General features: G+C 73.8%; 25 protein-coding genes. 12 read left to right on the top strand and 13 right to left on the bottom strand.

The genetic code is table 11. From position 1 onward, the window contains the following. Positions 1–61: 61 nt before the first annotated feature. The 5 genes from AB0N04_RS23585 (at position 62) to AB0N04_RS23565 (ending at position 4,546) form a co-directional block, all read left to right on the top strand. The gene (locus AB0N04_RS23585; RefSeq protein ID WP_360209463.1) at positions 62–1,129 is read left to right on the top strand and encodes an adenosine deaminase; all 1,068 of its coding nucleotides are present in this window, start codon (positions 62–64) and stop codon (positions 1,127–1,129) included. Between the two features lie 194 nt (positions 1,130–1,323). Beyond that, positions 1,324–1,881 (top strand): toxin-antitoxin system HicB family antitoxin, encoded by a 558-nt coding sequence (locus AB0N04_RS23580; protein ID WP_360209461.1) that lies wholly within the window; start codon positions 1,324–1,326, stop codon positions 1,879–1,881. A gap of 132 nt (positions 1,882–2,013) precedes the next feature. Continuing rightward, positions 2,014–2,853 carry a DUF4097 family beta strand repeat-containing protein gene (locus tag AB0N04_RS23575; protein WP_360209458.1) on the top strand — a complete coding sequence of 280 codons (840 nt, stop codon included), beginning with the start codon at positions 2,014–2,016 and terminating at the stop codon, positions 2,851–2,853. After that, the gene (locus AB0N04_RS23570; RefSeq protein ID WP_360209455.1) at positions 2,853–3,779 is read left to right on the top strand and encodes an ATP-binding cassette domain-containing protein; all 927 of its coding nucleotides are present in this window, start codon (positions 2,853–2,855) and stop codon (positions 3,777–3,779) included. Before AB0N04_RS23575 ends, AB0N04_RS23570 begins: the two co-directional genes overlap by 1 nt. Continuing rightward, a complete protein-coding gene (locus AB0N04_RS23565) occupies positions 3,776–4,546 on the top strand; it encodes an ABC transporter permease (RefSeq protein WP_360209452.1) in 771 nt (256 codons plus the stop codon). The genes AB0N04_RS23570 and AB0N04_RS23565 overlap by 4 nt, the downstream gene beginning before the upstream one ends. A gap of 139 nt (positions 4,547–4,685) precedes the next feature. Here the strand turns inward: AB0N04_RS23565 and AB0N04_RS23560 are convergent, their stop codons facing one another. The 4 genes from AB0N04_RS23560 to AB0N04_RS23545 form a co-directional block, all read right to left on the bottom strand. Next, a complete protein-coding gene (locus AB0N04_RS23560; RefSeq protein ID WP_360209449.1) occupies positions 4,686–5,255 on the bottom strand; it encodes a hypothetical protein in 570 nt (189 codons plus the stop codon). A 10-nt stretch (positions 5,256–5,265) separates the two neighbouring features. Further along, a complete protein-coding gene (locus AB0N04_RS23555) occupies positions 5,266–6,282 on the bottom strand; it encodes a hypothetical protein (protein WP_360209446.1) in 1,017 nt (338 codons plus the stop codon). 121 nt (positions 6,283–6,403) lie between these two features. Next, on the bottom strand, positions 6,404–6,589 hold the full coding sequence (locus AB0N04_RS23550) for a DUF397 domain-containing protein (protein WP_360209443.1): 186 nt from the start codon (positions 6,587–6,589) through the stop codon (positions 6,404–6,406). A 4-nt stretch (positions 6,590–6,593) separates the two neighbouring features. Then, positions 6,594–7,466, bottom strand: coding sequence for a DUF5753 domain-containing protein (locus tag AB0N04_RS23545; protein ID WP_360209440.1), 873 nt, complete (start codon positions 7,464–7,466; stop codon positions 6,594–6,596). 209 nt (positions 7,467–7,675) lie between these two features. Between AB0N04_RS23545 and AB0N04_RS23540 the strand changes: the two genes are divergently transcribed. Then, positions 7,676–8,038, top strand: a complete 363-nt coding sequence (locus AB0N04_RS23540; RefSeq protein WP_360209437.1) for an ATP-binding protein — start codon at positions 7,676–7,678, stop codon at positions 8,036–8,038. Beyond that, a complete protein-coding gene (locus tag AB0N04_RS23535) occupies positions 8,035–8,289 on the top strand; it encodes a hypothetical protein (RefSeq protein WP_360209435.1) in 255 nt (84 codons plus the stop codon). Before AB0N04_RS23540 ends, AB0N04_RS23535 begins: the two co-directional genes overlap by 4 nt. 94 nt (positions 8,290–8,383) lie before the next feature. Here the strand turns inward: AB0N04_RS23535 and AB0N04_RS23530 are convergent, their stop codons facing one another. The 3 genes from AB0N04_RS23530 to AB0N04_RS23520 form a co-directional block, all read right to left on the bottom strand. Further along, the gene (locus AB0N04_RS23530) at positions 8,384–9,217 is read right to left on the bottom strand and encodes an NAD(P)H-binding protein (RefSeq protein ID WP_360209432.1); all 834 of its coding nucleotides are present in this window, start codon (positions 9,215–9,217) and stop codon (positions 8,384–8,386) included. 169 nt (positions 9,218–9,386) lie between these two features. After that, entirely contained in the window at positions 9,387–9,899 is a 513-nt protein-coding gene (locus AB0N04_RS23525; protein WP_360209429.1) for a hypothetical protein, read from the bottom strand. 111 nt (positions 9,900–10,010) lie between these two features. Further along, complete coding sequence (locus AB0N04_RS23520) at positions 10,011–10,997, bottom strand: zinc-binding dehydrogenase (RefSeq protein ID WP_360209426.1); 987 nt, start codon at positions 10,995–10,997, stop codon at positions 10,011–10,013. Between the two features lie 109 nt (positions 10,998–11,106). On the opposite strand from AB0N04_RS23520, the gene AB0N04_RS23515 reads away from it, so the two are divergent. Further along, positions 11,107–11,448, top strand: a complete 342-nt coding sequence (locus AB0N04_RS23515; protein ID WP_360209423.1) for a metalloregulator ArsR/SmtB family transcription factor — start codon at positions 11,107–11,109, stop codon at positions 11,446–11,448. 12 nt (positions 11,449–11,460) lie between these two features. Here the strand turns inward: AB0N04_RS23515 and AB0N04_RS23510 are convergent, their stop codons facing one another. Beyond that, a complete protein-coding gene (locus AB0N04_RS23510) occupies positions 11,461–12,147 on the bottom strand; it encodes a hypothetical protein (RefSeq protein ID WP_363365198.1) in 687 nt (228 codons plus the stop codon). Positions 12,148–12,402: 255 nt separating this feature from the next. Further along, positions 12,403–13,170: a CDP-alcohol phosphatidyltransferase family protein gene (locus AB0N04_RS23505; RefSeq protein WP_360209418.1), complete on the bottom strand. Its 768-nt coding sequence runs from the start codon at positions 13,168–13,170 to the stop codon at positions 12,403–12,405. A 240-nt stretch (positions 13,171–13,410) separates the two neighbouring features. On the opposite strand from AB0N04_RS23505, the gene AB0N04_RS23500 reads away from it, so the two are divergent. Continuing rightward, complete coding sequence (locus tag AB0N04_RS23500) at positions 13,411–14,079, top strand: NUDIX domain-containing protein (RefSeq protein ID WP_360209415.1); 669 nt, start codon at positions 13,411–13,413, stop codon at positions 14,077–14,079. A 105-nt stretch (positions 14,080–14,184) separates the two neighbouring features. Continuing rightward, positions 14,185–14,871 carry an HAD family hydrolase gene (locus AB0N04_RS23495; protein ID WP_360209412.1) on the top strand — a complete coding sequence of 229 codons (687 nt, stop codon included), beginning with the start codon at positions 14,185–14,187 and terminating at the stop codon, positions 14,869–14,871. 115 nt (positions 14,872–14,986) lie between these two features. Here the strand turns inward: AB0N04_RS23495 and AB0N04_RS23490 are convergent, their stop codons facing one another. Together AB0N04_RS23490 and AB0N04_RS23485 are read right to left on the bottom strand one after the other, a co-directional pair. Continuing rightward, on the bottom strand, positions 14,987–15,679 hold the full coding sequence (locus tag AB0N04_RS23490; RefSeq protein ID WP_360209410.1) for a YidC/Oxa1 family membrane protein insertase: 693 nt from the start codon (positions 15,677–15,679) through the stop codon (positions 14,987–14,989). A gap of 78 nt (positions 15,680–15,757) precedes the next feature. Continuing rightward, the gene (locus tag AB0N04_RS23485; RefSeq protein ID WP_360209408.1) at positions 15,758–16,051 is read right to left on the bottom strand and encodes a DUF6412 domain-containing protein; all 294 of its coding nucleotides are present in this window, start codon (positions 16,049–16,051) and stop codon (positions 15,758–15,760) included. 199 nt (positions 16,052–16,250) lie between these two features. On the opposite strand from AB0N04_RS23485, the gene AB0N04_RS23480 reads away from it, so the two are divergent. Continuing rightward, positions 16,251–16,535, top strand: a complete 285-nt coding sequence (locus AB0N04_RS23480) for a type II toxin-antitoxin system prevent-host-death family antitoxin (protein WP_360209406.1) — start codon at positions 16,251–16,253, stop codon at positions 16,533–16,535. Continuing rightward, entirely contained in the window at positions 16,528–16,950 is a 423-nt protein-coding gene (locus AB0N04_RS23475; RefSeq protein WP_033333624.1) for a type II toxin-antitoxin system VapC family toxin, read from the top strand. Before AB0N04_RS23480 ends, AB0N04_RS23475 begins: the two co-directional genes overlap by 8 nt. Here AB0N04_RS23475 and AB0N04_RS23470 read toward each other — a convergent pair. Together AB0N04_RS23470 and AB0N04_RS23465 are read right to left on the bottom strand one after the other, a co-directional pair. Further along, complete coding sequence (locus tag AB0N04_RS23470; protein ID WP_360209405.1) at positions 16,937–17,194, bottom strand: hypothetical protein; 258 nt, start codon at positions 17,192–17,194, stop codon at positions 16,937–16,939. The genes AB0N04_RS23475 and AB0N04_RS23470 overlap by 14 nt on opposite strands. 74 nt (positions 17,195–17,268) lie before the next feature. Continuing rightward, complete coding sequence (locus tag AB0N04_RS23465; RefSeq protein ID WP_360209402.1) at positions 17,269–18,342, bottom strand: Gfo/Idh/MocA family oxidoreductase; 1,074 nt, start codon at positions 18,340–18,342, stop codon at positions 17,269–17,271. Positions 18,343–18,382: the final 40 nt, after the last annotated feature.

Below are 18,382 nucleotides of genomic sequence, written 5' to 3'. Positions count from 1 at the left end.
GGCTTCGGCCTATCCTTGCCAACACCTGCCGATACGCGCGTAGAAGGAAGAGGGAACCACCGTGGTCCAGCCGGACGGAAGTCGGATCGGAAACCCCACTGGCAAGGGCGGCATCGAGGCGTTCATCGCCGGGATGCCCAAGGCGGAGCTGCACGTCCACCACGTGGGCTCGGCCTCGCCGCGGGTCGTCGCGGAGCTGGCCGCCCGCCACCGCGGCCAGTCGAAGGTGCCGACGGACCCGGCGGCCCTCGCCGAGTACTTCAGCTTCACCGACTTCGCGCACTTCATCGAGGTCTACCTGAGCGTCGTGGACCTGGTCCGCGACGCCGAGGACGTCCGCGCGCTCACCTACGGCGTGGCCGAGGACATGGCGCGCCAGAACATCCGGTACGCCGAGCTGACCATCACCCCGTTCTCCTCGGTCCGGCGGGGCATCCCCGACGTCGCCTTCATGGAGGCGATCGAGGACGCCCGGCTGCGCGCCGAGAAGGAGCTCGGGGTCGTCCTGCGCTGGTGCTTCGACATCCCCGGCGAGGCCGGCCTGGAGGCCGCCGAGGAGACCGCCCGGCTCGCCGTCGACCTGGCCCCGGAGGGCCTGGTCAGCTTCGGCCTCGGCGGCCCGGAGATCGGCGTGCCGCGTCCGCAGTTCAAGCCGTACTTCGACCGGGCGCGGGCGGCCGGCCTGCGCAGCGTGCCGCACGCGGGCGAGACCACCGGGCCGGAGACGGTCTGGGACGCCATCCGGGTGCTCGGCGCCGAGCGCATCGGGCACGGCACCCAGGCGGTCAAGGACCCGGCACTGCTGGACCACCTCGGCGAGCACCGGATCCCGCTGGAGGTCTGCCCGACCTCCAACATCGCCACCCGCGCGGTGGAGCGGATCGAGGACCACCCGATCAAGCGGATGGTGGAGGCCGGCCTGCTGGTGACCGTCAACAGCGACGACCCGCCGATGTTCGGCACCGACCTCAACACCGAGTACGCCGTCGCGGCCCGGCTGCTGGACCTGGACGAGTCCCGGGTGGCGGCGCTGGCGCGCAACGCGGTCGAGGCGTCCTTCCTGGACGTGGCCGGCAAGGCCCGCCTGGTCGGCGAGATCGACGCGTACCTGGCGGGCTGGCGGGCCTGACCCGCCCGCCGTTCGCCCTGGTGGACCGCCCCGTCGGCTTCGGCCGGCGGGGCGGTTCCCGTTGTGGCGCCGGCCCGGTCGCGACGTGGCGCCGGGCCTGCGCGTGACGTGGTGCCGGACCCCTCCGCCGGGTGGTGCCACAGTGGTGCCATTAATGTCTCGACATGGCGCCACCGCTGTGCCATGCTTCTGGCATGGACCTCACGCCGTACGTAGAGAACCTCCGGAACGAGCTCGCCGCGGCGGCCGACGCCGGCGGGGACGAAGCCCGCGCGCTGGCCGAGCGGCTGACGCTCCCGCTGGAGTCCGCCGTGCGGCTCACCCTGCTCAACGCGCTCTCCGCCGCCATGGGCGAGGTCACCCGCGACCTCGCGCCGGGCTCGGTTGACGTCCGGCTGCGCGGGCTGGATCCGGAGTTCGTGGTCACGGTGCCGCCCGGCACCGGCGGCTTCCACGGCGATGTGCCACCCGTGGTGCCGTCGGTGGCGCCGGTGGTGCCACCGGTCTCCTCCCCGGTGCCGGAGGGCGACGAGAGCGGCACCGCCCGGATCAACCTGCGACTGCCCGCGAACCTCAAGGCCCGGGCGGAGGACGCGGCCGGGCGGGAGGGCCTGTCCCTCAACGCCTGGCTGGTCCGGGCCGTCGCCGGCGCGATGGAGGGCGGCCAGCCGGGCGTCCGCCCGGCCGCCGACCTCGGCACCCGCGCCCCGCGCGGCGGGGGCGGCCAGGGCTTCACCGGCTGGGTCCACTGACGCCTCCGCACGCCTCCGCACGCCTCCGCACACCTCCCCACGCCTTCGCACCACCGAGCACCCTGCACCTTCCACGTCACCCCCGCTCCGACCAGCGGGAACACCACCACGAGTCAAGAGGACGGGACAGCCATGCCTACGTACGAGACCGACGGACCGATCTCCGCAGCCCTCGAGTTCGAGATCGGCTCGGTGTGGGTCCGCGCGAGCAAGCGCACCGACACCGTGGTCGAGGTCCGGCCCGCCAACGCGGCCAGGGAGGCGGACGTCAGGGCCGCCGAGCTCACCCAGGTCGACTTCTCCGGCGGCCGGCTCACCCTCAAGGGCCCCAAGCAGCGCACCGTGTTCTCCAACAGGAAGGGCTCGATCGAGGTCCTCGTCGAGCTGCCGGCCGGCTCCGAGGTGCACGCCGACTCCCCGATGGCCGACTTCGTCGCCGAGGGCCCGCTCGGGGACTGCCGGGTGAAGACGTCCATGGGCCGGATCCAGCTGGACCGGGCCGAGGCCGTGCGGCTCAAGACCGACATGGGTGACGTCCGGGTCGGCACCGTCACCGGGGACGCCGAGGTGTCCGGCGGCGGCCGGATCGAGGTCGGCTCCGTCGGGGGCCGGCTGACGGTCAAGAACAGCAACGGCGACACCGAGATCGACGAGGTGCGGGGCGAGCTGGTGGCCAACGCCTCCAACGGCCGGATCCACGTCGGCCTCGCCGGTTCGGGCGTGGACGCCAAGTCGGCGAACGGCCACATCCGGCTCGGCCGGGTGGTCCGCGGCAAGGTCACCCTGCAGACCAGCGTCGGGGACGTGGAGATCGGAATCGCGGAGGGCACCGCGGCCTGGCTCGACGTGCACAGCAAGTTCGGCGGCGTCCGCAACTCCCTCGGCGAGGCGGAGGGCCCGGGCGACGCCCGGGAGACGGTCGAGGTCCGCGCGCAGACCCAGGTCGGCACCGTCGTCGTCCGGAGGGCCTGATGGCGGCCGTCTCCGCGCGCGGGCTGACCAAGTCCTACGGCGACAAGGCGGTGCTGAACGGGGTCGACCTGGAGATCCCCGTGGGCAGCGTGTTCGCCCTGCTCGGGCCGAACGGCGCAGGCAAGACCACCACCGTGCAGATCCTGTCCACGCTGCTCCCGGCGGACGGCGGAACGGCCCGGGTGGCCGGGTACGACGTGGCCGCGCAGGCCGACGGGGTGCGGCGGTCGATCGGCGTCACCGGCCAGTTCTCGGCGGTGGACAACCTGCTCACCGCCGAGGAGAACCTGCTGCTCATGGCGGACCTCCACCACCTCCGCCGTCGGGAGGGGCGGAGGCGGGCCGAGGGCCTGCTGCGGCGGTTCGACCTGACGGAGGCCGCCCGCAAGCCGGTGTCCACCTTCTCCGGCGGCATGCGGCGCAAGCTCGACCTGGCGATGACCCTGGTCGGGGACCCACAGGTGATCTTCCTCGACGAGCCGACCACCGGGCTGGACCCGCGCAGCCGGCGCACCATGTGGGAGATCATCCGGGGGCTGGTCGGCGAGCAGGGGGTGACGGTCCTGCTCACCACCCAGTACCTGGAGGAGGCCGACCAACTCGCCGACCGGATAGCCGTCCTGGACGGCGGCCGGATCGTCGCCGAGGGCACGGCCGAGGAGCTCAAGCGGATCGTCCCCGGCGGCCGGATCCGGCTCCAGTTCGCTGACCCGGGCCACCTGGACGCGGCCGCCCGGCTGTTCGAGTACGCCACGGCCGACGCCGAGGCACTGCGGCTGGAGATCCCGGGGGACAACTCGGTGCTCACCGTGAAGGCCGTGCTGGACGCGCTCGACAACGCGTCGGTGCGGGCCGAGTCACTGGTCGTGGAGACGGCCGATCTGGACGACGTGTTCCTCACGCTCACGGGGGAGGGCGCGCGATGAGCGCGATGACGAGCTACGCGGTCAGCGACTCGCTGACCATGCTGCGGCGCAACCTCAAGCGCGCGCAGCGGTACCCGGCGATGACCTTCTCGGTCGTGGTGATGCCGGTGATGATGCTGGCGCTCTTCAACTACGCCTTCGGCGGGGCGCTGGGGCTGGGGATCGGCGGCGGAAGCTACATCGACTACGTGACGCCGGGGATCGTGCTGATGACGGCGACGGCGGGCTCGGTCGCCACGGCGGTCGGCGTCTGCGTCGACATGACGGAGGGCATCGTCAACCGCTTCCGCACGATGGCGATATCGCGGTCGGCGTTCCTGGCGGGGCACGTGATCGGCAGCGTCATCCAGACGGTGATCGCGCTGGTGCTGGTGACGGGTGCGGCCTTCGCCATGGGGTTCCGGTCGAGCGCCGGGCCGGTGGAGTGGCTGGCCGCGGCAGGGCTGCTGCTGTTCGTGACGCTGGCGCTGACCTGGATATCGGCGGGGATCGGGCTGGTGTCGAAGACCCCGGAGAGCGCCAGCAACACGCCGCTGCCGCTGACCTTCCTGCCCTTCATCGGCAGCGCCATCGTCCCGCCGGACTCGATGCCGACGGTGCTCCGCTGGTTCGCCGAGTACCAGCCCTTCACCCCGATCATCGAGACCCTGCGCGGTCTGCTGATGGGCACCGGGATCGGCTCCAGCGGCTGGATCGCTCTGGCCTGGTGCACCGGACTGACGCTGCTCGGCTACCTCTGGTCGCGGAGCGTCTTCCACCGGCGGTGACGGGGGTACGGCCGGTGGCCGCGGCCCGGGTGACGGCGAGACCGTCACCCGGGCCGTCGGCGGATCCGGTCGGTCGGGTCATCGGCGGTTCCGGCCGGTCGACGCACCGGGGGCTCCGGTCGGCGGCCGGCCCGGGCGGTCACCGGTAGCTGACGAACCACGTCCTGGCGGCCGCGGCGGCGTGTTCCTCGGGGGTGGCGGTCCCGTCACGGTCGTCGTGCTGGAACGGCCGGCCCGGCACGGGCCGCAGCCGGAAGACGAAGACCCGGCGGGTCCGGTTGCCGGGGCCGAGCGCCGGGGCTCGGCGTTCCAGGTGGGGTTCGGTCGGGTCGACGAGGAACTCGCCCAGGTATCGCTGGCGGACGGGGTCGACCGGGCTTCCGGAGGGGCCGTCGGCGGCGAACAGGTGAAGGGCCCGCCCGTGCTCCCGGTGGTCGAGGAGGGCCCTGTTCCCGAGGGTCAGCCGGTGGTCGCCGAGGGCGCCGACGCTCGTGAGGTGGAACACCGGGCCCCGGTCGTCCTCCTCGGCCCACCCGTCGAAGAGGTTGAAGCCCCGGAGCCGCCGGGCGCCCGGATCCGCGAAGAGGAAGATCGACGGAAGCCCGCGGGCGATGCAGATCCGTGTCTCGCTCGCGCCGCGGCCGGCGTTCCGCACCGCGGCGGCTGTGGTGAAGGCGCCGGGGGAGAGGGGGAGTTGTTCGGGCAGCACCCGGCCGATGCTAGTCGTCGGAGTCGTCGTCCTCGGCGGTGCCGCGGTAGGGGCCGAGCCGGAGGCGCCAGGGGTCGGTGGGCTTGTCGGTGTGGAGCTTGAGCAGGCCGGGGCGGGGGATGACGAGGGTGCGCATGCCCTCGCCCTGGAGGTAGACCATGCTGGAGAACCACCGGGGGAGGCCCTCGGGCGCGGCGCACCTGCACTTGTCCCGGTTGTCCTTGTCCCAGCGCCAGCAGTGGCAGATGAACTCGGCGCCCCAGGAGGAGGAGTCGACGTGCAGCAGGAGTTCGGAGGGCGCGTCGGGGCGGAGGGCGACGACGATCTCGCCGGTCCCCTCGCGGGTGCCGGTCAGTTCGTCGGTCTCGGACGGGCCGTAGAGGCGGACGGACCACTCGGAGCGGCCCTGCGCATCGACCTTCAGGTGGGTGACGTCCCGGGACAGGACGGTGCGGGTGCGCTCGGTTCCGTCGGAGGCGCTGACGTAGAGCAGGGTCCGATGGGTGTCGACCCGGGTCGGGGTCCGGGTCATCGGGACGATCCGGACGCGCTTGGAGGACTTGGCGGTGACCTCGACCACCGCGACGGCGCCGGGCTCGGGGAGCTCGATCGGGAACTCGTGATCGGTGTCCTCGTCCCAGACGCCCGTGTGGTGGAAGGGATCGTCGTCGGTTCGTCGGGGGACGGTGCCGGGCGTGTCCCGGGGCCCGGCGGGGCCGAGCCGGGGCAGCCCGTCGTCGACGGGTCCGGCAGGGAGGGGAGTGGCGGGCGCGCGAGCGGGCTCGGGTGCCTTGCGGGACCGCGGCGGCTTGGGCCGCTGGTCGGAGGTGGGGGCCGCCGCCTTCCTGGGGCGGCCCGGACCGGGGAGCGCCTTGGCCGCCTCGGCGGCCTTCCGGGCGGATTCGGCCGCGTCGCGGGCGGCCCGGGCGGATCGGACGGCGTCGAGGGCCTGGCGGCGCAGGGCGGCAGTGGCGATGAGCGCGCCGATGGCGAGTCCGAGGACGAAGAAGGAGATGGCGAGCAGCACAGTTCCCCCCGAGGCACGGTGTAGCGGATCAGCGTACGCGCCGGGGCGGTCGATGACGAGGGCGCGGACGCGGCGCTGCCCGGGTCCTCGGGGAGCGAAGGACCCGGGCGGCGTGGAGAGTTTAGAGTTCGTACTCGCCGTTGCGGATGGCGGAGACGAGGTCACGCCACTCGCCGGGGGTGAGGTGGGCGACGGCGTCGGGCCGGAGGCTGCTGCGGACGTAGACGGCCTCCGAGGTGATGGCCACCTCAGGGCAGCTCGCACCCTCGCCGCATGCCTCGGGGCGCTTCCAGCGAAGTATCTCCATGGCCCTAGATCTCTTTCTTGATGACCCTGATGGCGTCGCGAGACTGGCTCTCGGTGAGCGCCCTCTCGGTCATCCTGTCGATGATGTGGCGGTAGTTCTCCATCATTTTCTGCTCGTGAAGGAACACTGGGCCGCTGGTCGAGTCGAGCTGAACGGTGTCGAGACGGGGCACTGGTCCGTTCGCATAGATGATGCCTTGACCGGCTCCCATGAAGCCATTGGTGCTGAAGGTGACCACCCGAAGCGTCACGTGAGGCAGCTCCGAGTACTCAAGCAGCTTGTCCATCTGCCTCTTTGCGGCATCACGACCACCGAACAGCATGCGCAGAGCGGCTTCGTGCACCAGCGCCGAGTAGGGTTGCGCACCTTCGCTCATCAAAATCGCGGAGCGCTGAACCCGGTGTTCGACGCGCGCCTCGATGTGGCGTGCGGAGAGTGGCGGGTAGACATCGTTGAAGATGGCTCGTCCGTACTCCTCCGTCTGCATGGCGCCGGGGACGTGCGAGATCTGATACGTGCGCATCCCTTGGGCGAAGTACTCCATCTCGGCGATGTTGAGGAACCCGGCAGGTACAGAGCCCCGGAAGTCCTCCCACCAACCCCTGTGGCGTTCCTCGGCCATGGCTGCGAGGGCCTCGATGAAGGCGACGTCGCCCTCTTCGAACTCGGACGCGAGCATCCGCACGCGCTCGGCGGTGATCGGGTACTGCCCCTTCTCGATCTGGGTGATCTTCGTCCGGGCGAACCCGAACAGCGCGGCGGACTCGGCAGTCGTGCGGCTGGCGCAGTCGCGCATCTTCCGCAGCTCGGTACCTACTCGCTCCTGCCTGGCTGACGGAGTGGTTCGTGGTGGCATGCCCCAAGCATCCATCGCCATCCAGTGAAGGGTCCAGCAATCCATCGATCGAGTGAAGGTGGGGGTAGAAGTACCCCAACATGTACCACCGGTCCTACAGTCTGAGATGCACCGATCGCCGAATGGATCGTCAGTAACGCCGCTCGGGCACCGCAGAACACCCATGCCCAGTGGGCTCGTTCACGGCGACGCATCCGCCGGTCTCACCCTTCCCCCTTCGGGAGACCCCTGTGCGCAACCTCAACTCCCCCTCCCTCGCGCTCTCCCGCGAAGCCCTCCGCGACGCGATGACCCGCGCCGGCTGGGCGCCCCCGACCATCGCCGATGCCGAGCTCGCCCTCGTCGAACTCATCGTCAACGCCTGGCGCCACGGGGGGACCGCCGCCCCCGTCGTCCTCATCCTCTTCCTCGACAACACCCTCCGGGTCACCGTCGCGGACCGCTCCTCCGCCCTCCCCGAACAGCGAACGGCCTCCGCGCTCGCCGAATCCGGCCGGGGCCTCCAGCTCGTCGACGGTCTCACGCACCGCTGGGGCGTCGACCCGCAGACGCTCGGCAAGGCCGTCTGGTTCGAGCTGGACGGTGCCGCGTGAGCGCCCACCACCCGATCCACCCGGCCGATCCGGCGCTCCTCCACCTCACCGTCCGCGAGCTCACCGAACTCGTCGTCGAACTCCGGACCGAGGGGCGCGAGTTCGGTCTCCTCTGGCCGTCCGCCAGGGCCGGTGACGCCGATCTCCGCGGCCGCCGCCTGGTCTCCGTCGGCAGCATCCCGGCCAGCACCCTGATCAACCTCCTCGCACTCCTCCGCGAGTACAAGCGAAGCCGGGACGCGCCCCACTGATGCTCGGACTCCTGGCGTTCGACCTCGTGGCCTTCAACCTCCTCGCCGCCCTTCTCGGTGCTCTCTGCGAGGCCCGGGCCGGTCGCCTCTACCGCTACCGGAAGTCCTCCGCGTGGTCACGGACCCAGGAGCGGAAGGTTCGCGCGGGCCGGCCGAGCACCCGCTCCACGGTGTCGGTGACCCGTTCGGGTTGGTGCGTGAACGACTCCCAGGCGCGCAGTCTGGAGTCCACGAAGGCGGCGTCGCCCCAGGCCGCGGTCAACTGCTCGCGGGCCGCCGCGGGGGCGAGCTCCTCCCAGCGCAGCTCGATGTCGAGTTCCTCGCCGATGAGCCGTACCAGCTCGGCGTGGGCGATCGACTCGGGACCGGTGACCACGTGCCGGGCACCGTCGTGGCCGTCCTCTGTGAGGGCCCGCACGGCGACGTCCGCGATGTCGCTTTCGTGGACGAGTGATCGGCGGGCCCGGCCGTAGGGCCAGCGGACGACTCCCTGCCGGACCTGGTCGGCCCAGCCGAGGGTGTTGCCGGCGAAGTCGATCGCGCGCACGAAGGTCCAGCGGACGCCTGACTTCCTGATCAGCCGCTCGATCTCCTGGTGGAAGATCACGGCCGGTTCGTCGTCGGCGAGGTCGGCCACGTCCGCCGAGAGGTAAACGACCCGCTCGGCGTGCGCGGCGATCAGCTCGACCACCCGCGGTTCCACCGGGAGCCCCGGCCACATCAGGTAGACCCGGTCCACCCCGCGCAGCGCCGCCGCCAGCGTCTCCGGCGCCGACAGGTCACCCCGGACGGCCTCGACCCCCTCGGGCAGCGGGACCCTCCCGGGATCCCGTACCAGCGCCCTCACCCCGTACCCGCCCTCCGCCAGGGCGGACGCCACGTGCCGCCCCACACTGCCGGTGGCGCCGATCACCAGAATCACGGTCATGCCGCACCCAACGCCCCTGCCGTCCGAACCATGCCGCCCGGGTCGACCGGGCCGACCGTCCGTCACGCCACGTGCGGGAAGGGCTGGTCGAACCGCCGGTGGGCCCCGCACGAGAAGTCGGCCGGGTCGACTTCACACGCGGAGTCAGGACGTCGGCCCGGTCGCGGGGTCAGAGGACCTCGATCTCCTGCGGGGTCACGCTGCGGCTGCATCCGTCCACGTCGACGGTGTAGCCCTTCGGGGGTTCGAGGGCGGTGGTCCACCAGAGGCCGGTGATCCGTCCGATCCGTCCGACGGCTTCGGCGGCTTCGGCGGGCCCGCCTGGCCGCTCGGGCTCGTCGCGGATCCACACCCGGGTGCCTTCGGGCAGGTCACTGCGGTGGCGGGGCGGCATGCCGGGGTGCAGCCGCCCCAGGGAGGAGAGGAACTCCGGCCGCAGGCGCCAGGGGCTCCCGTCCTCGGTCTCCACCGAGTAGACCGGGCCGGGTCGGCCGTCGTGGTCGTCCCGTTCGACGAGGCACTCGACGACGACCCCCCGGGTGCCCAGCAGGTCCGGACCGAGGAAGCCCAGCTCGGGGACCGGCGGCTCCGGGGTGGTCAGCTCCACCATCTCGCCGTACGCCAGCGTCGCCTCGGCGGGCCAGGGGGTCTCGTCCAGCGGCCACCGGTGTCCGGCCGTCATGCGTGCGCTCCTGTCCCCGGCCTCCGTGGACCAGTCCACGGTATCTCGGCCCCGAGGCTGCCGGCCGGGGCGGCCCTGGCAGGCCAGGCCCGCCCCGGCCGGCGGGGGCGGTCAACCCGCCACGCGCACCACGTACTTGCCCAGGGCGCGGCCCTGTTCCATGGCGTCGTGGGCGGCCGCGACGGAGTCCAGGCCGGGGAGTTCGGTGACGGGCAGGGCGAGGCCTCCGCCGGACATCAGGCCGAGCACCTTGCCGATCGCCCGGCCGAGCCGCTCGGGGGCGGTGGCGGCCAGTCCGCGGTGGCTGAAGCCGGTGACGGTGAGGTTGCCGGCCATCAGGCGGGCGAGCGGCGGCAGGTCGGCGACGGCGCCGCCGCCCGCGTTGCCGAACAGGACGATCCGGCCGCCGGGCGCGGCCACGGCGAGGTCGAGCTCCAGGGCGTCGGTACCGAGCGGGTCGAGGACGAGGTCGACACCCCGGCCGCCGGCGGCGGCCCGGACGGCCTCGGCCAGGCCCTCGCCGCGGGCGAAGGCGGCGTCGTACCCGGCGGCGACGGCAGCCTCCGCCTTCTCCGGGCGCCCCACCGTGCCGATCAGCCGGCCGCCGCCGAGCAGCGGGACGAGCCGGGCGATCGCACTGCCGATGCCGCCGCCGGCGGAGTGCACCAGGACGGTGTCCCCGGCGGTGAACCGGCCCGCGTCGTCCAGCAGCAGCATCGCGGTGGCCAGGCCGAGCGGGACGGCGGCGGCCTCGGCGAGGGCGACCCCGTCCGGCACGGGTGCGGTGAGCGCCGCCTCGGCGAGCACCACCTCGGCCAGCCCGGCACCGACCGGTGCGGCGGCCACCCGGTCGCCCACGGCCAGTCCGGTGACGCCCTCGCCGACCGCCCGGACGGTGCCGGACACCTCCTTGCCCGGCCGGTACGGCCAGTCGGCGGCGTAGGCGCTGTCGCCGCGCCGGGTCATCACGTCCACGAAGTTCAGGCCGGCGTAGGCCACGTCGACGGAGACCTGCCCGGGGCCGGGGAGCGGTGCCCCGACCTCCCGGATCTCCGTGTGCTCGGCTCCGCCGGGTGCGGTCATCACCAGTGCGCGCATGTCGGTCCCCCTCGACTACGATGTTCGACGAACGACGAAATTGTCGCGGGTCAGTGGTACCACGGCGTTTCGAGACCTGTCGAACATCGCAGATCAGAGAGGCTGGACCGTGCCCCGAAGCACCCGGCGCCGACCGGCGCTCGCTCACCCCGAAACCCGGGAGATCGACCTCCTCGACGTCCTGCACGCGCTCGCCGACCCGACCCGGATGACCATCGTGCGCGTCCTGCGCACCGAGCCCGAACGGGCCTGCGGCACCTTCCCGGTGGACGTCGCGCCCTCCACCCTCAGCCACCACTTCAAGGTGCTGCGCGAGTCCGGCGTGATCCGCCAGCGCGAGGAGGCCAACCGCCGGTTCTCCGCCCTGCGCGCCACCGACCTCGAACAGCGCTTCCCCGGACTCCTCGACACCGTCCTCGCCGCGTACGCGCGCACCGCCGCCGAGGCGTAGCCGGGGCTCGGTTCACCGCTTGGTCGGTGTCGGTGTCGGTGTCGGTGTCGGCGGAGGCGTCCGCGTCGGTGTCGTCGGCGCTGGTTCGGGCGTCGGGGCTGCGTCGGGCGTCGGGGTGGGACCGGTCGGCGGGTGCTCGGTGGACGGGGTCCCGTCGACGGCCGCCCCGGCCGCCTCGACGACGGCCGCAGCCCGGTGCCGCCGGTGGTACGAGACGGTGACCGCGGCCAGCAGCGGCCCCCAGGCGACCGTCGGCAGGTAGAGGAAGCCGACCAGGGTGTGGCCGAGCGGGCTCATGCCCGAGGGCGGGAACGTCCACCACGCCGCGAACGGCGTCCACAGGCAGACCAGCCCCGCCGCGCCCAGCGAGGCCGTGACCACCACCGCCCGCGGGTCCACCCGGCGCCCGCCGATGAACGGGACCCACCGCGGCGCCACCGTGCCCCAGGGGCGCACCAGCCCGACCGTGAGCAGCGCGAGGGCCTCCGTCAGCACGCTCAGCGTCACCGGCCACACCGCGCCCGGACCGTCGAAGCCCATCGCCCGGTAGCCCGCACCGGTGTACCCGCCGTGCCAGCCCGCGACCAGTGCCAGGCGCCACAGGCCCGACGGCAGTGCGGTCACCGCGGCGGCGTGCGCGGCGCGGACGGCCCAGCGGGGCGGGTCGGGAACGGCGGTGGCGGGCCGGGGAGCGGTCATGTGCCCACCCTCCCCGCGGGGCCGGTGGCGCCGCGTCCGCCCGGCGGCGGGCCCGGCGCCGCCGACTCCCCCGGGCGGGGGAGCGGCGCGTGCTCCGGAGTGCGGAGCGGCGGCTCGGTGGCCATGCGCCCGGTGGCCGGCAACCCGACCTTCGGCCCGGCGTCCGGTGGCCAGCAACCCGACCGTCGGCCCGGCGTCCGGCGGCCGGTCGCCCGTCCGGCGGCCCGTCCGCCCGTCAGCCCGTCCGTCGGCCCGTCAGCGCAGGCGCGAGGAGGACAGGATCGACGCGAGGTGCGCCACCACCATGCCCCAGGTGATCACCGCGATGCCCGCGACCGTCGCCCGCGTCGCGTCCAGGTTGCCGAGCGCCGCGTCCACCACGGCCGCCGCCAGCAGGACCAGCGAGGCCTCGATGCCGTTCGTCACCCGGTGGATCTTGAACACGGAGGCGAGCCGGCGCGCGGTCGCGATGCCCTGCGACCGGGGCTGCGTGGACTCCTCGTCCGCCGGGGCCTGCCCGCTGCGGGCACGGGCCACGTCCACCAGGTCCGTCGAGGCCTTGAGGAGCACCACGCCCAGCGCCGCCGCCAGACCCACCGAGATCCACAGCTCCGAACCGCCGCGGGCCGCCCGGACCCCGGCGCCGATCATCAGCGCGGCGTCGGCCAGGTAGGCGCCCAGCCGGTCCACGTACACCCCGGCCATGCTGAACTGGCGCTTCCAGCGCGCCACCTCGCCGTCGACGCAGTCGAAGAGCAGGAACAGCTGGAACAGCACCGCGGCCAGCACGGCACCGGTCAGGCCCGGGATCAGCAGGGCCGCCCCGCCGCCGACCCCGCAGACCACCATCACCCAGGTCAGGGTGTTCGGCGACACCGAGGTCCGCACCAGTTGCCGGGTCGTCCGCAGCGAGAGGCGCCGCATGTACATCCGCCCCGCCCAGTGCTCACCGTTGCGGCTCTGCAGCTTGGCCTGCGGCTGGCACACCTCGCGCAGATCCGCGAGTGCCGGAGCAGCCACCATGACGACATCCCTCCACCTGTCCCGGAACGATCACCACAGGATCGATCACCACAGGCTAACGGCCCTCCGCGGACCGCTCCGACCGGCCCGTCCCCCGGCCGGCGCGGGCGAAAACCGGTGGGCCCGCGAACAGCCCGTGGATAGGCTGCGCGGGTTCGCCGGAACCGGAAGCGCCGGGCCCGATCACCCGCCCCCGCAAGCCGGTTGAGGCGGTCCGGAGCAGAACGAGGAGTGCTGATCATGGTGACCACGGGCGGCCTGCCGCAGAGCCCCGACCTGCCCCGACTGCTGGCCGACCACCTGCCGCAGGGCGCGGCGGAGACGGCCGACCACGAGCGGGTCCGCCGCCTCGTCGCGGCCGCCGGAGAGGGCGCCGGTGCCGTCGGGACGGGCGCGGCCGTCAGGACCGGCGCGACCGGCACGACCGGCGAGGCTCCTGCCGCGGGCCTCTGGGACCGCAGCACCCCGCTCCACCTCACCGCCTCCGCGCTGATCGTCCACCCGCCCACCCGCCGCGTCCTGCTGCGCTGGCACGTCCGCCAGCAGGCCTGGCTGCAGATCGGGGGGCACGGCGACCCGGGGGAGACCGTCCCGCTGGACATCGCCCTGCGCGAGGGCCGCGAGGAGACCGGGCTCACCGACCTCGCGCCCTGGCCCGACGCCGCCCTCCTCCACCTCGTCGTCGTCCCCGTCGCGGCGTCCGCCACCGAACCGGCCCACCAGCACGCCGACCTGCGGTTCCTGCTCGCCACCGCCGAGCCGGACCGGGCCCGACCGGAGAACCCCGCCTCCCCGCTGGATTGGCTCACCCTCGCCGAGGCCCGGCAGCGGACCAGCGAGGAGAACCTGCGCGAGACCCTCGACCGGGCCGCCCGCCTGCTCGACGCGGCGCCCGCGCCCCGCGCCTGACCACCGCCCCGCGCCCGGCCGTCGGACCGCGCCCGGCCGTCGCCTCCGGGCCCCTCCCGCCCGTGTTCTCAGACCACGTCTTCAGACTCCGTTGGAGCAGACCCGATGCACACCGACCAGACCCTGATCTTCGACGCCGACGACACCCTCTGGGAGAACAACGTCCTCTTCGAGCGGGTCATCGACGGCTTCCTGGACTGGGTCGCCGCCCCGGCCGACCGGGACGGCGCCAGGGCCGTCCTCGACCGCATCGAGGCCGAGAACTCCGCGGCCCTCGGCTACGGCGCGACGGTGTTCCGGCAGAGCCTCGCCGACTGTGCGCGCGTCCTCAACGGCGACCGCGCCCTCACCGAGGCCGAGGACGCCCGGATCACCGAGCTCCTCACCCCGCTCACCGCCCGCGACGTCGAACTCATCGCCGGCGTCGCCACCACCGTCGCCGCCCTCGCCGACCGCCACCACCTGCTGCTGCTCACCAAGGGCGACCTCGACGAGCAGCAGCGGAAGGTGGCGGCCTCCACGATCGACCACCACTTCCGCGGCGTCCACATCGTGGCCGAGAAGTCCGTCGACACCTACCTGCAGCTCGTCGCCGACCTCGGCCTCGACCCCGACCGGACCTGGATGATCGGCAACTCGCCCAAGTCCGACATCGCCCCCGCCCGCGGGGCCGGGCTGCGGACCGTCTTCATCCCGCACGAGCACACCTGGGTGCTGGAGCACCAGGACCTCGGCCCGGACGAGGCCACCCTGCAGCTCAGGACCTTCCCCGAGCTGCTCGAGCACTTCTGACCGGCGGCGGCCGGCGGCGCCCGGGGCCACGCCGCCCGGCCGGGCACCCGGTGGCCGGCCGGCCGACCGGGCGCCCCGCACCGCTGCGTCCACGCACCCCCGCGTCCCCCGGGCGTCAGAGCGCCAGCGCCGTCGCCGGCGCCGGCGTGCCGTCCCGGTGCAGCCAGGCCCGCTCCGCCGCCGACCAGACGCTCGTGGTCACCAGGTAGAGCGCGGCCGCCACCGGCACCAGCATCGCGAACAGCACCGAACCGAAGGACAGGTACGGCAGCAGGCCCGCCCCCGGCTGCGGGGTGGTCTGCGCCGCCGCCGCACGCCGCGCCCGGCGGAAGTTGACGTACCCGACGGCCGCCAGCCCGGCGTACAGCAGCCCGAACACCGCGAGCTGCCCGGCACCGTGCGCGCCCCCCACGTGCAGGCCGAGCGGCACGCCGAACAGGGTGTGGTCCAGCAGGCCGTTCGGGGTGGTGAAGAGCCGGTACATCACGGAGAAGAACGGGATCTGCACCAGCAGCGGCAGGCACCCGGCGAACGGCGAGGCCTGCTCCTCCCGGTACAGCTCGGCCAGCGCCTCCCGGAGCTTCTCCGGTCGGTCCTTGAACTTCTTGTTCAGCGCGGCGACCTTCGGCGCCAGCCGGGCACGGGACTTCTCCCCGCGCGCCGCGGCCCGCGCCAGCGGGTGCAGCGCCAGCCGGACGGCGACGGTGAACAGGACGATCGCCAGCGCGGTCGGCAGGACCTCGGCGAGTGCGGCGACGGCGGCGTGGGCGACGGCGACGGCCGGGTCGAGAACAGCGAGAACGGACATGGTGAAGCGAGCCCTCCGGGGTCTCAGAACATGAGTGATCGGCGGAGGACGGCCGCGTCGTACGGCGGAACGGAAGGACTACGCGGCCGCCGGGGCCGCACCCGGTGCCCTCGGGCGTCGCCTGCCCCGGGCATCCGGATCACGCTGCGGCAGGAAGGCCGTGCCGAACGCACGACGCCGCAACACCCCGCTGCGCACCGCGGCGGGCGCCCGCGCCCCGAGCAGCCGCGCCCCGGCCAGCGTCCCGGCGACCGCACCGGCCACCAGCACCACGGCCGCGACCGCCGCCACCGAGGCGAACGACCCGCCCTCGGTGACCAGCTCCCCGGTCAGCACCCGGAGCAGCCCGATCAACATCGCCACGATGCCCACGCGCCACTCCTCTCGATGCTCCGGACCCACCGGACGTACAGGAGCCCGATCCTACGGCCTGCACCCACCCGCCCGACAGCCGCTCGGGGAATCTCCCTCGCGGACACCCGCACCCGATCCGTGCCGTCCTGCCCGGGGAGGTGGGTCCGGGGTGTTCGGGGTGTAGCGAGTGGGGCTACGCGGGGCTACCTTGGGGAGCATGAAGACGATTACCCAGCGGGAGTTCCGGAACAACTCCGCCGCGGTGATGGACGCGGTGGAGGCGGGGGAGACCTTCCACATCACCAGGAACGGGGTCGAGGTCGCGGAGCTGCGGCCGGTGGCGGGGCGGCGGCGGCTCACGGCGGAGGAGCTGGTGGCGCGGCACGTGAAGCTGCCGCGGGTGGACTACCAGGAGATGCGCAAGGAGGCCGAGGAGTACTTCGGTCCGGAGGAGCTGGTGGGGGACGACGGCGACGACCCGTTCGAGCGGCCGCGTGGCTGAGCGCCGACGGGCGTCCCGGCGGCGGCCGGCCGGGGTGCTGGACACCTGCGTGTACATCGATCTGGCGCTGCTCTCCCCGGCGGACCTGCCGGCCGTGCCGGAGCTGACCGCGATCACCTTCGCCGAGCTGCAGCAGGGCGTGTCGATGGCGCGCGACCCGGTCAGCCGGGCGGCCCGGCTGGAAGTGCTGGGCGCGGCGATGGCCGACTTCGACCCGCTGCCGTTCGACGCGGCGGCCGCGGCCCGGTACGGGACGCTGGTGACCCTGACGATCGCCGCCGGGCGCCAGCCCCGGCCGCGACGGATCGATCTGATGATCGCCGCCGTCGCCTCCGCGCACGGCCTGCCGCTCTACACCCGCAACGTCGCCGACTTCCGGGGCCTGGGCTCGGCGGTCGAGGTCATCGGGGTGTGAGGGCCGCGACCCCGTCGCGTTCGACCCGGTCGGCCAGCGCCGCCGCGGCCAGCAGGGCCGGCCGCCGGCTCGGGGTGCGCCGCAGGACGAGGTTGCGCTCGTGCTCCTGTGCCTGCCAGGCCTTCTGCTGCGCCTCGTGCCGGGCGTTCCAGGCGGCTTCCCGCTCCTGCTGCCCGGCCGACCAGGCCCGTTCGCGCTGCAGCCGTTCCTCGCCGCTGACCGGTCGCCCCCGCCGACTGTCCATCCGGCCACTCCAGGGTCCGCGGGGTGGGGGCGACAGTCTCGGGGACGTGCGGGGGCGACGGGCCCGGCGCGGGTTCAGTCCAGCCGGACGGTGGTGCCGGTGGCGGCGGAGGTGCGCGCGGCCTCCAGGACGGTCAGGGTGGCCACCGCGTCGTGCGGGTCGACCGGCGGCGGGGTGCCGGGGGAGGCCAGCGAGGCGGCGATGCCGGCGTAGTAGGCGGGGTAGTCGCCGGGGTCGGTGGGCAGGGTGATCACGGACTCGTCGGTGCCGAGGGTGCCGTACTGCGCGGGCTGGTCCGCGCCCCAGGGCCGGCTGCCGTCCGGCCGGTGTCCCGCGCGCAGGTCGGCCTCCTGCGGGTCCATGCCGGGCTTGACGTACCCGGCGGTGTCGCCGAGGACGCGCAGCCGGGGGCCGATCAGCGGGGCGATGGCGCTGGTCCACAGGTGCGAGCGGGTGCCGGAGGCGTGGGTGAGGGCGAGGAAGGCGTCGTCGTCGACGACCGCGCCGTCCCGGCGGACGTCGATCTCCGCGTACACGGTCTCGACCGGTCCGAACAGGGTGAGCGCCTGGTCGACGAGGTGGCTGCCGAGGTCGTACAGGGTGCCGCCGACCTCGGCCGGGTCGGCGAGTTCGCGCCAGCCGGGCTTGGGCTTGGGCCGGAAGCGCTCGAAGCGGGACTCGAAGCGGTGCACCCGGCCGAGCGCGCCGCCCCGCACGAGCCGGGCGGTGGTGAGGAAGTCGCCGTCCCAGCGCCGGTTCTGGAACACGGAGAGCAGGGTGCCGCGGGACTCGGCGAGGCGGCAGAGCTCCAGCGCCTCGGCGGCGGTGCCGGCCAGCGGCTTGTCGACGACGGTGGCGAGCCCGGCGCGAAGGGCGGCGCGGGCGAGCGGGGCGTGGGTGCGGTTGGGGGAGGCGATGACGACGAGGTCGAGCGCGTCCGGGTCGGCGAGCAGTTGTTCCGGGGTGTCCACGGCGCGGGCGCCGGGGTGTTCGCGCTGCAGCTGCTCGCGGCGCTCGGGGTTGGCGGTGACCACGGCGTCCAGGCGCAGCCCCGGGGTGGTGGCGATGAGCGGGGCGTGGAAGGCGGAACCGGCCAGGCCGTAGCCGATCAGGCCGACGCGGAACGGGCGGGAGGTCTCGGGGCTCATGGGGCCCACTCAATCATGAGGCGCCCGGTTGCTCCCGGTT

Source organism: Kitasatospora sp. NPDC051702, from assembly GCF_040681575.1.
In the GTDB taxonomy this organism is placed as follows: Bacteria; Actinomycetota; Actinomycetes; order Streptomycetales; family Streptomycetaceae; genus Kitasatospora.
The sequence above is the reverse complement of the archived record's forward strand: the minus strand, read 5'-3'. Positions and strand labels throughout refer to the sequence as shown.

What these genes read in the sequence shown, in the direction of transcription:
- AB0N04_RS23545 (WP_360209440.1), bottom strand. Translation starts at nt 7,466, where the DNA reads ATGGCGATGGATGCTTGGGGCATGCCACCACGAACCACTCCGTCAGCC.
- AB0N04_RS23575 (WP_360209458.1), top strand. Translation starts at nt 2,014, where the DNA reads ATGCCTACGTACGAGACCGACGGACCGATCTCCGCAGCCCTCGAGTTC.
- AB0N04_RS23570 (WP_360209455.1), top strand. Translation starts at nt 2,853, where the DNA reads ATGGCGGCCGTCTCCGCGCGCGGGCTGACCAAGTCCTACGGCGACAAG.
- AB0N04_RS23580 (WP_360209461.1), top strand. Translation starts at nt 1,324, where the DNA reads ATGGACCTCACGCCGTACGTAGAGAACCTCCGGAACGAGCTCGCCGCG.
- AB0N04_RS23530 (WP_360209432.1), bottom strand. Translation starts at nt 9,217, where the DNA reads ATGACCGTGATTCTGGTGATCGGCGCCACCGGCAGTGTGGGGCGGCAC.
- AB0N04_RS23495 (WP_360209412.1), top strand. Translation starts at nt 14,185, where the DNA reads ATGCACACCGACCAGACCCTGATCTTCGACGCCGACGACACCCTCTGG.
- AB0N04_RS23505 (WP_360209418.1), bottom strand. Translation starts at nt 13,170, where the DNA reads ATGGTGGCTGCTCCGGCACTCGCGGATCTGCGCGAGGTGTGCCAGCCG.
- AB0N04_RS23520 (WP_360209426.1), bottom strand. Translation starts at nt 10,997, where the DNA reads ATGCGCGCACTGGTGATGACCGCACCCGGCGGAGCCGAGCACACGGAG.
- AB0N04_RS23470 (WP_360209405.1), bottom strand. Translation starts at nt 17,194, where the DNA reads ATGGACAGTCGGCGGGGGCGACCGGTCAGCGGCGAGGAACGGCTGCAG.
- AB0N04_RS23510 (WP_363365198.1), bottom strand. Translation starts at nt 12,147, where the DNA reads ATGACCGCTCCCCGGCCCGCCACCGCCGTTCCCGACCCGCCCCGCTGG.
- AB0N04_RS23565 (WP_360209452.1), top strand. Translation starts at nt 3,776, where the DNA reads ATGAGCGCGATGACGAGCTACGCGGTCAGCGACTCGCTGACCATGCTG.
- AB0N04_RS23465 (WP_360209402.1), bottom strand. Translation starts at nt 18,342, where the DNA reads ATGAGCCCCGAGACCTCCCGCCCGTTCCGCGTCGGCCTGATCGGCTAC.
- AB0N04_RS23490 (WP_360209410.1), bottom strand. Translation starts at nt 15,679, where the DNA reads ATGTCCGTTCTCGCTGTTCTCGACCCGGCCGTCGCCGTCGCCCACGCC.
- AB0N04_RS23500 (WP_360209415.1), top strand. Translation starts at nt 13,411, where the DNA reads ATGGTGACCACGGGCGGCCTGCCGCAGAGCCCCGACCTGCCCCGACTG.
- AB0N04_RS23480 (WP_360209406.1), top strand. Translation starts at nt 16,251, where the DNA reads ATGAAGACGATTACCCAGCGGGAGTTCCGGAACAACTCCGCCGCGGTG.
- AB0N04_RS23525 (WP_360209429.1), bottom strand. Translation starts at nt 9,899, where the DNA reads ATGACGGCCGGACACCGGTGGCCGCTGGACGAGACCCCCTGGCCCGCC.
- AB0N04_RS23550 (WP_360209443.1), bottom strand. Translation starts at nt 6,589, where the DNA reads ATGGAGATACTTCGCTGGAAGCGCCCCGAGGCATGCGGCGAGGGTGCG.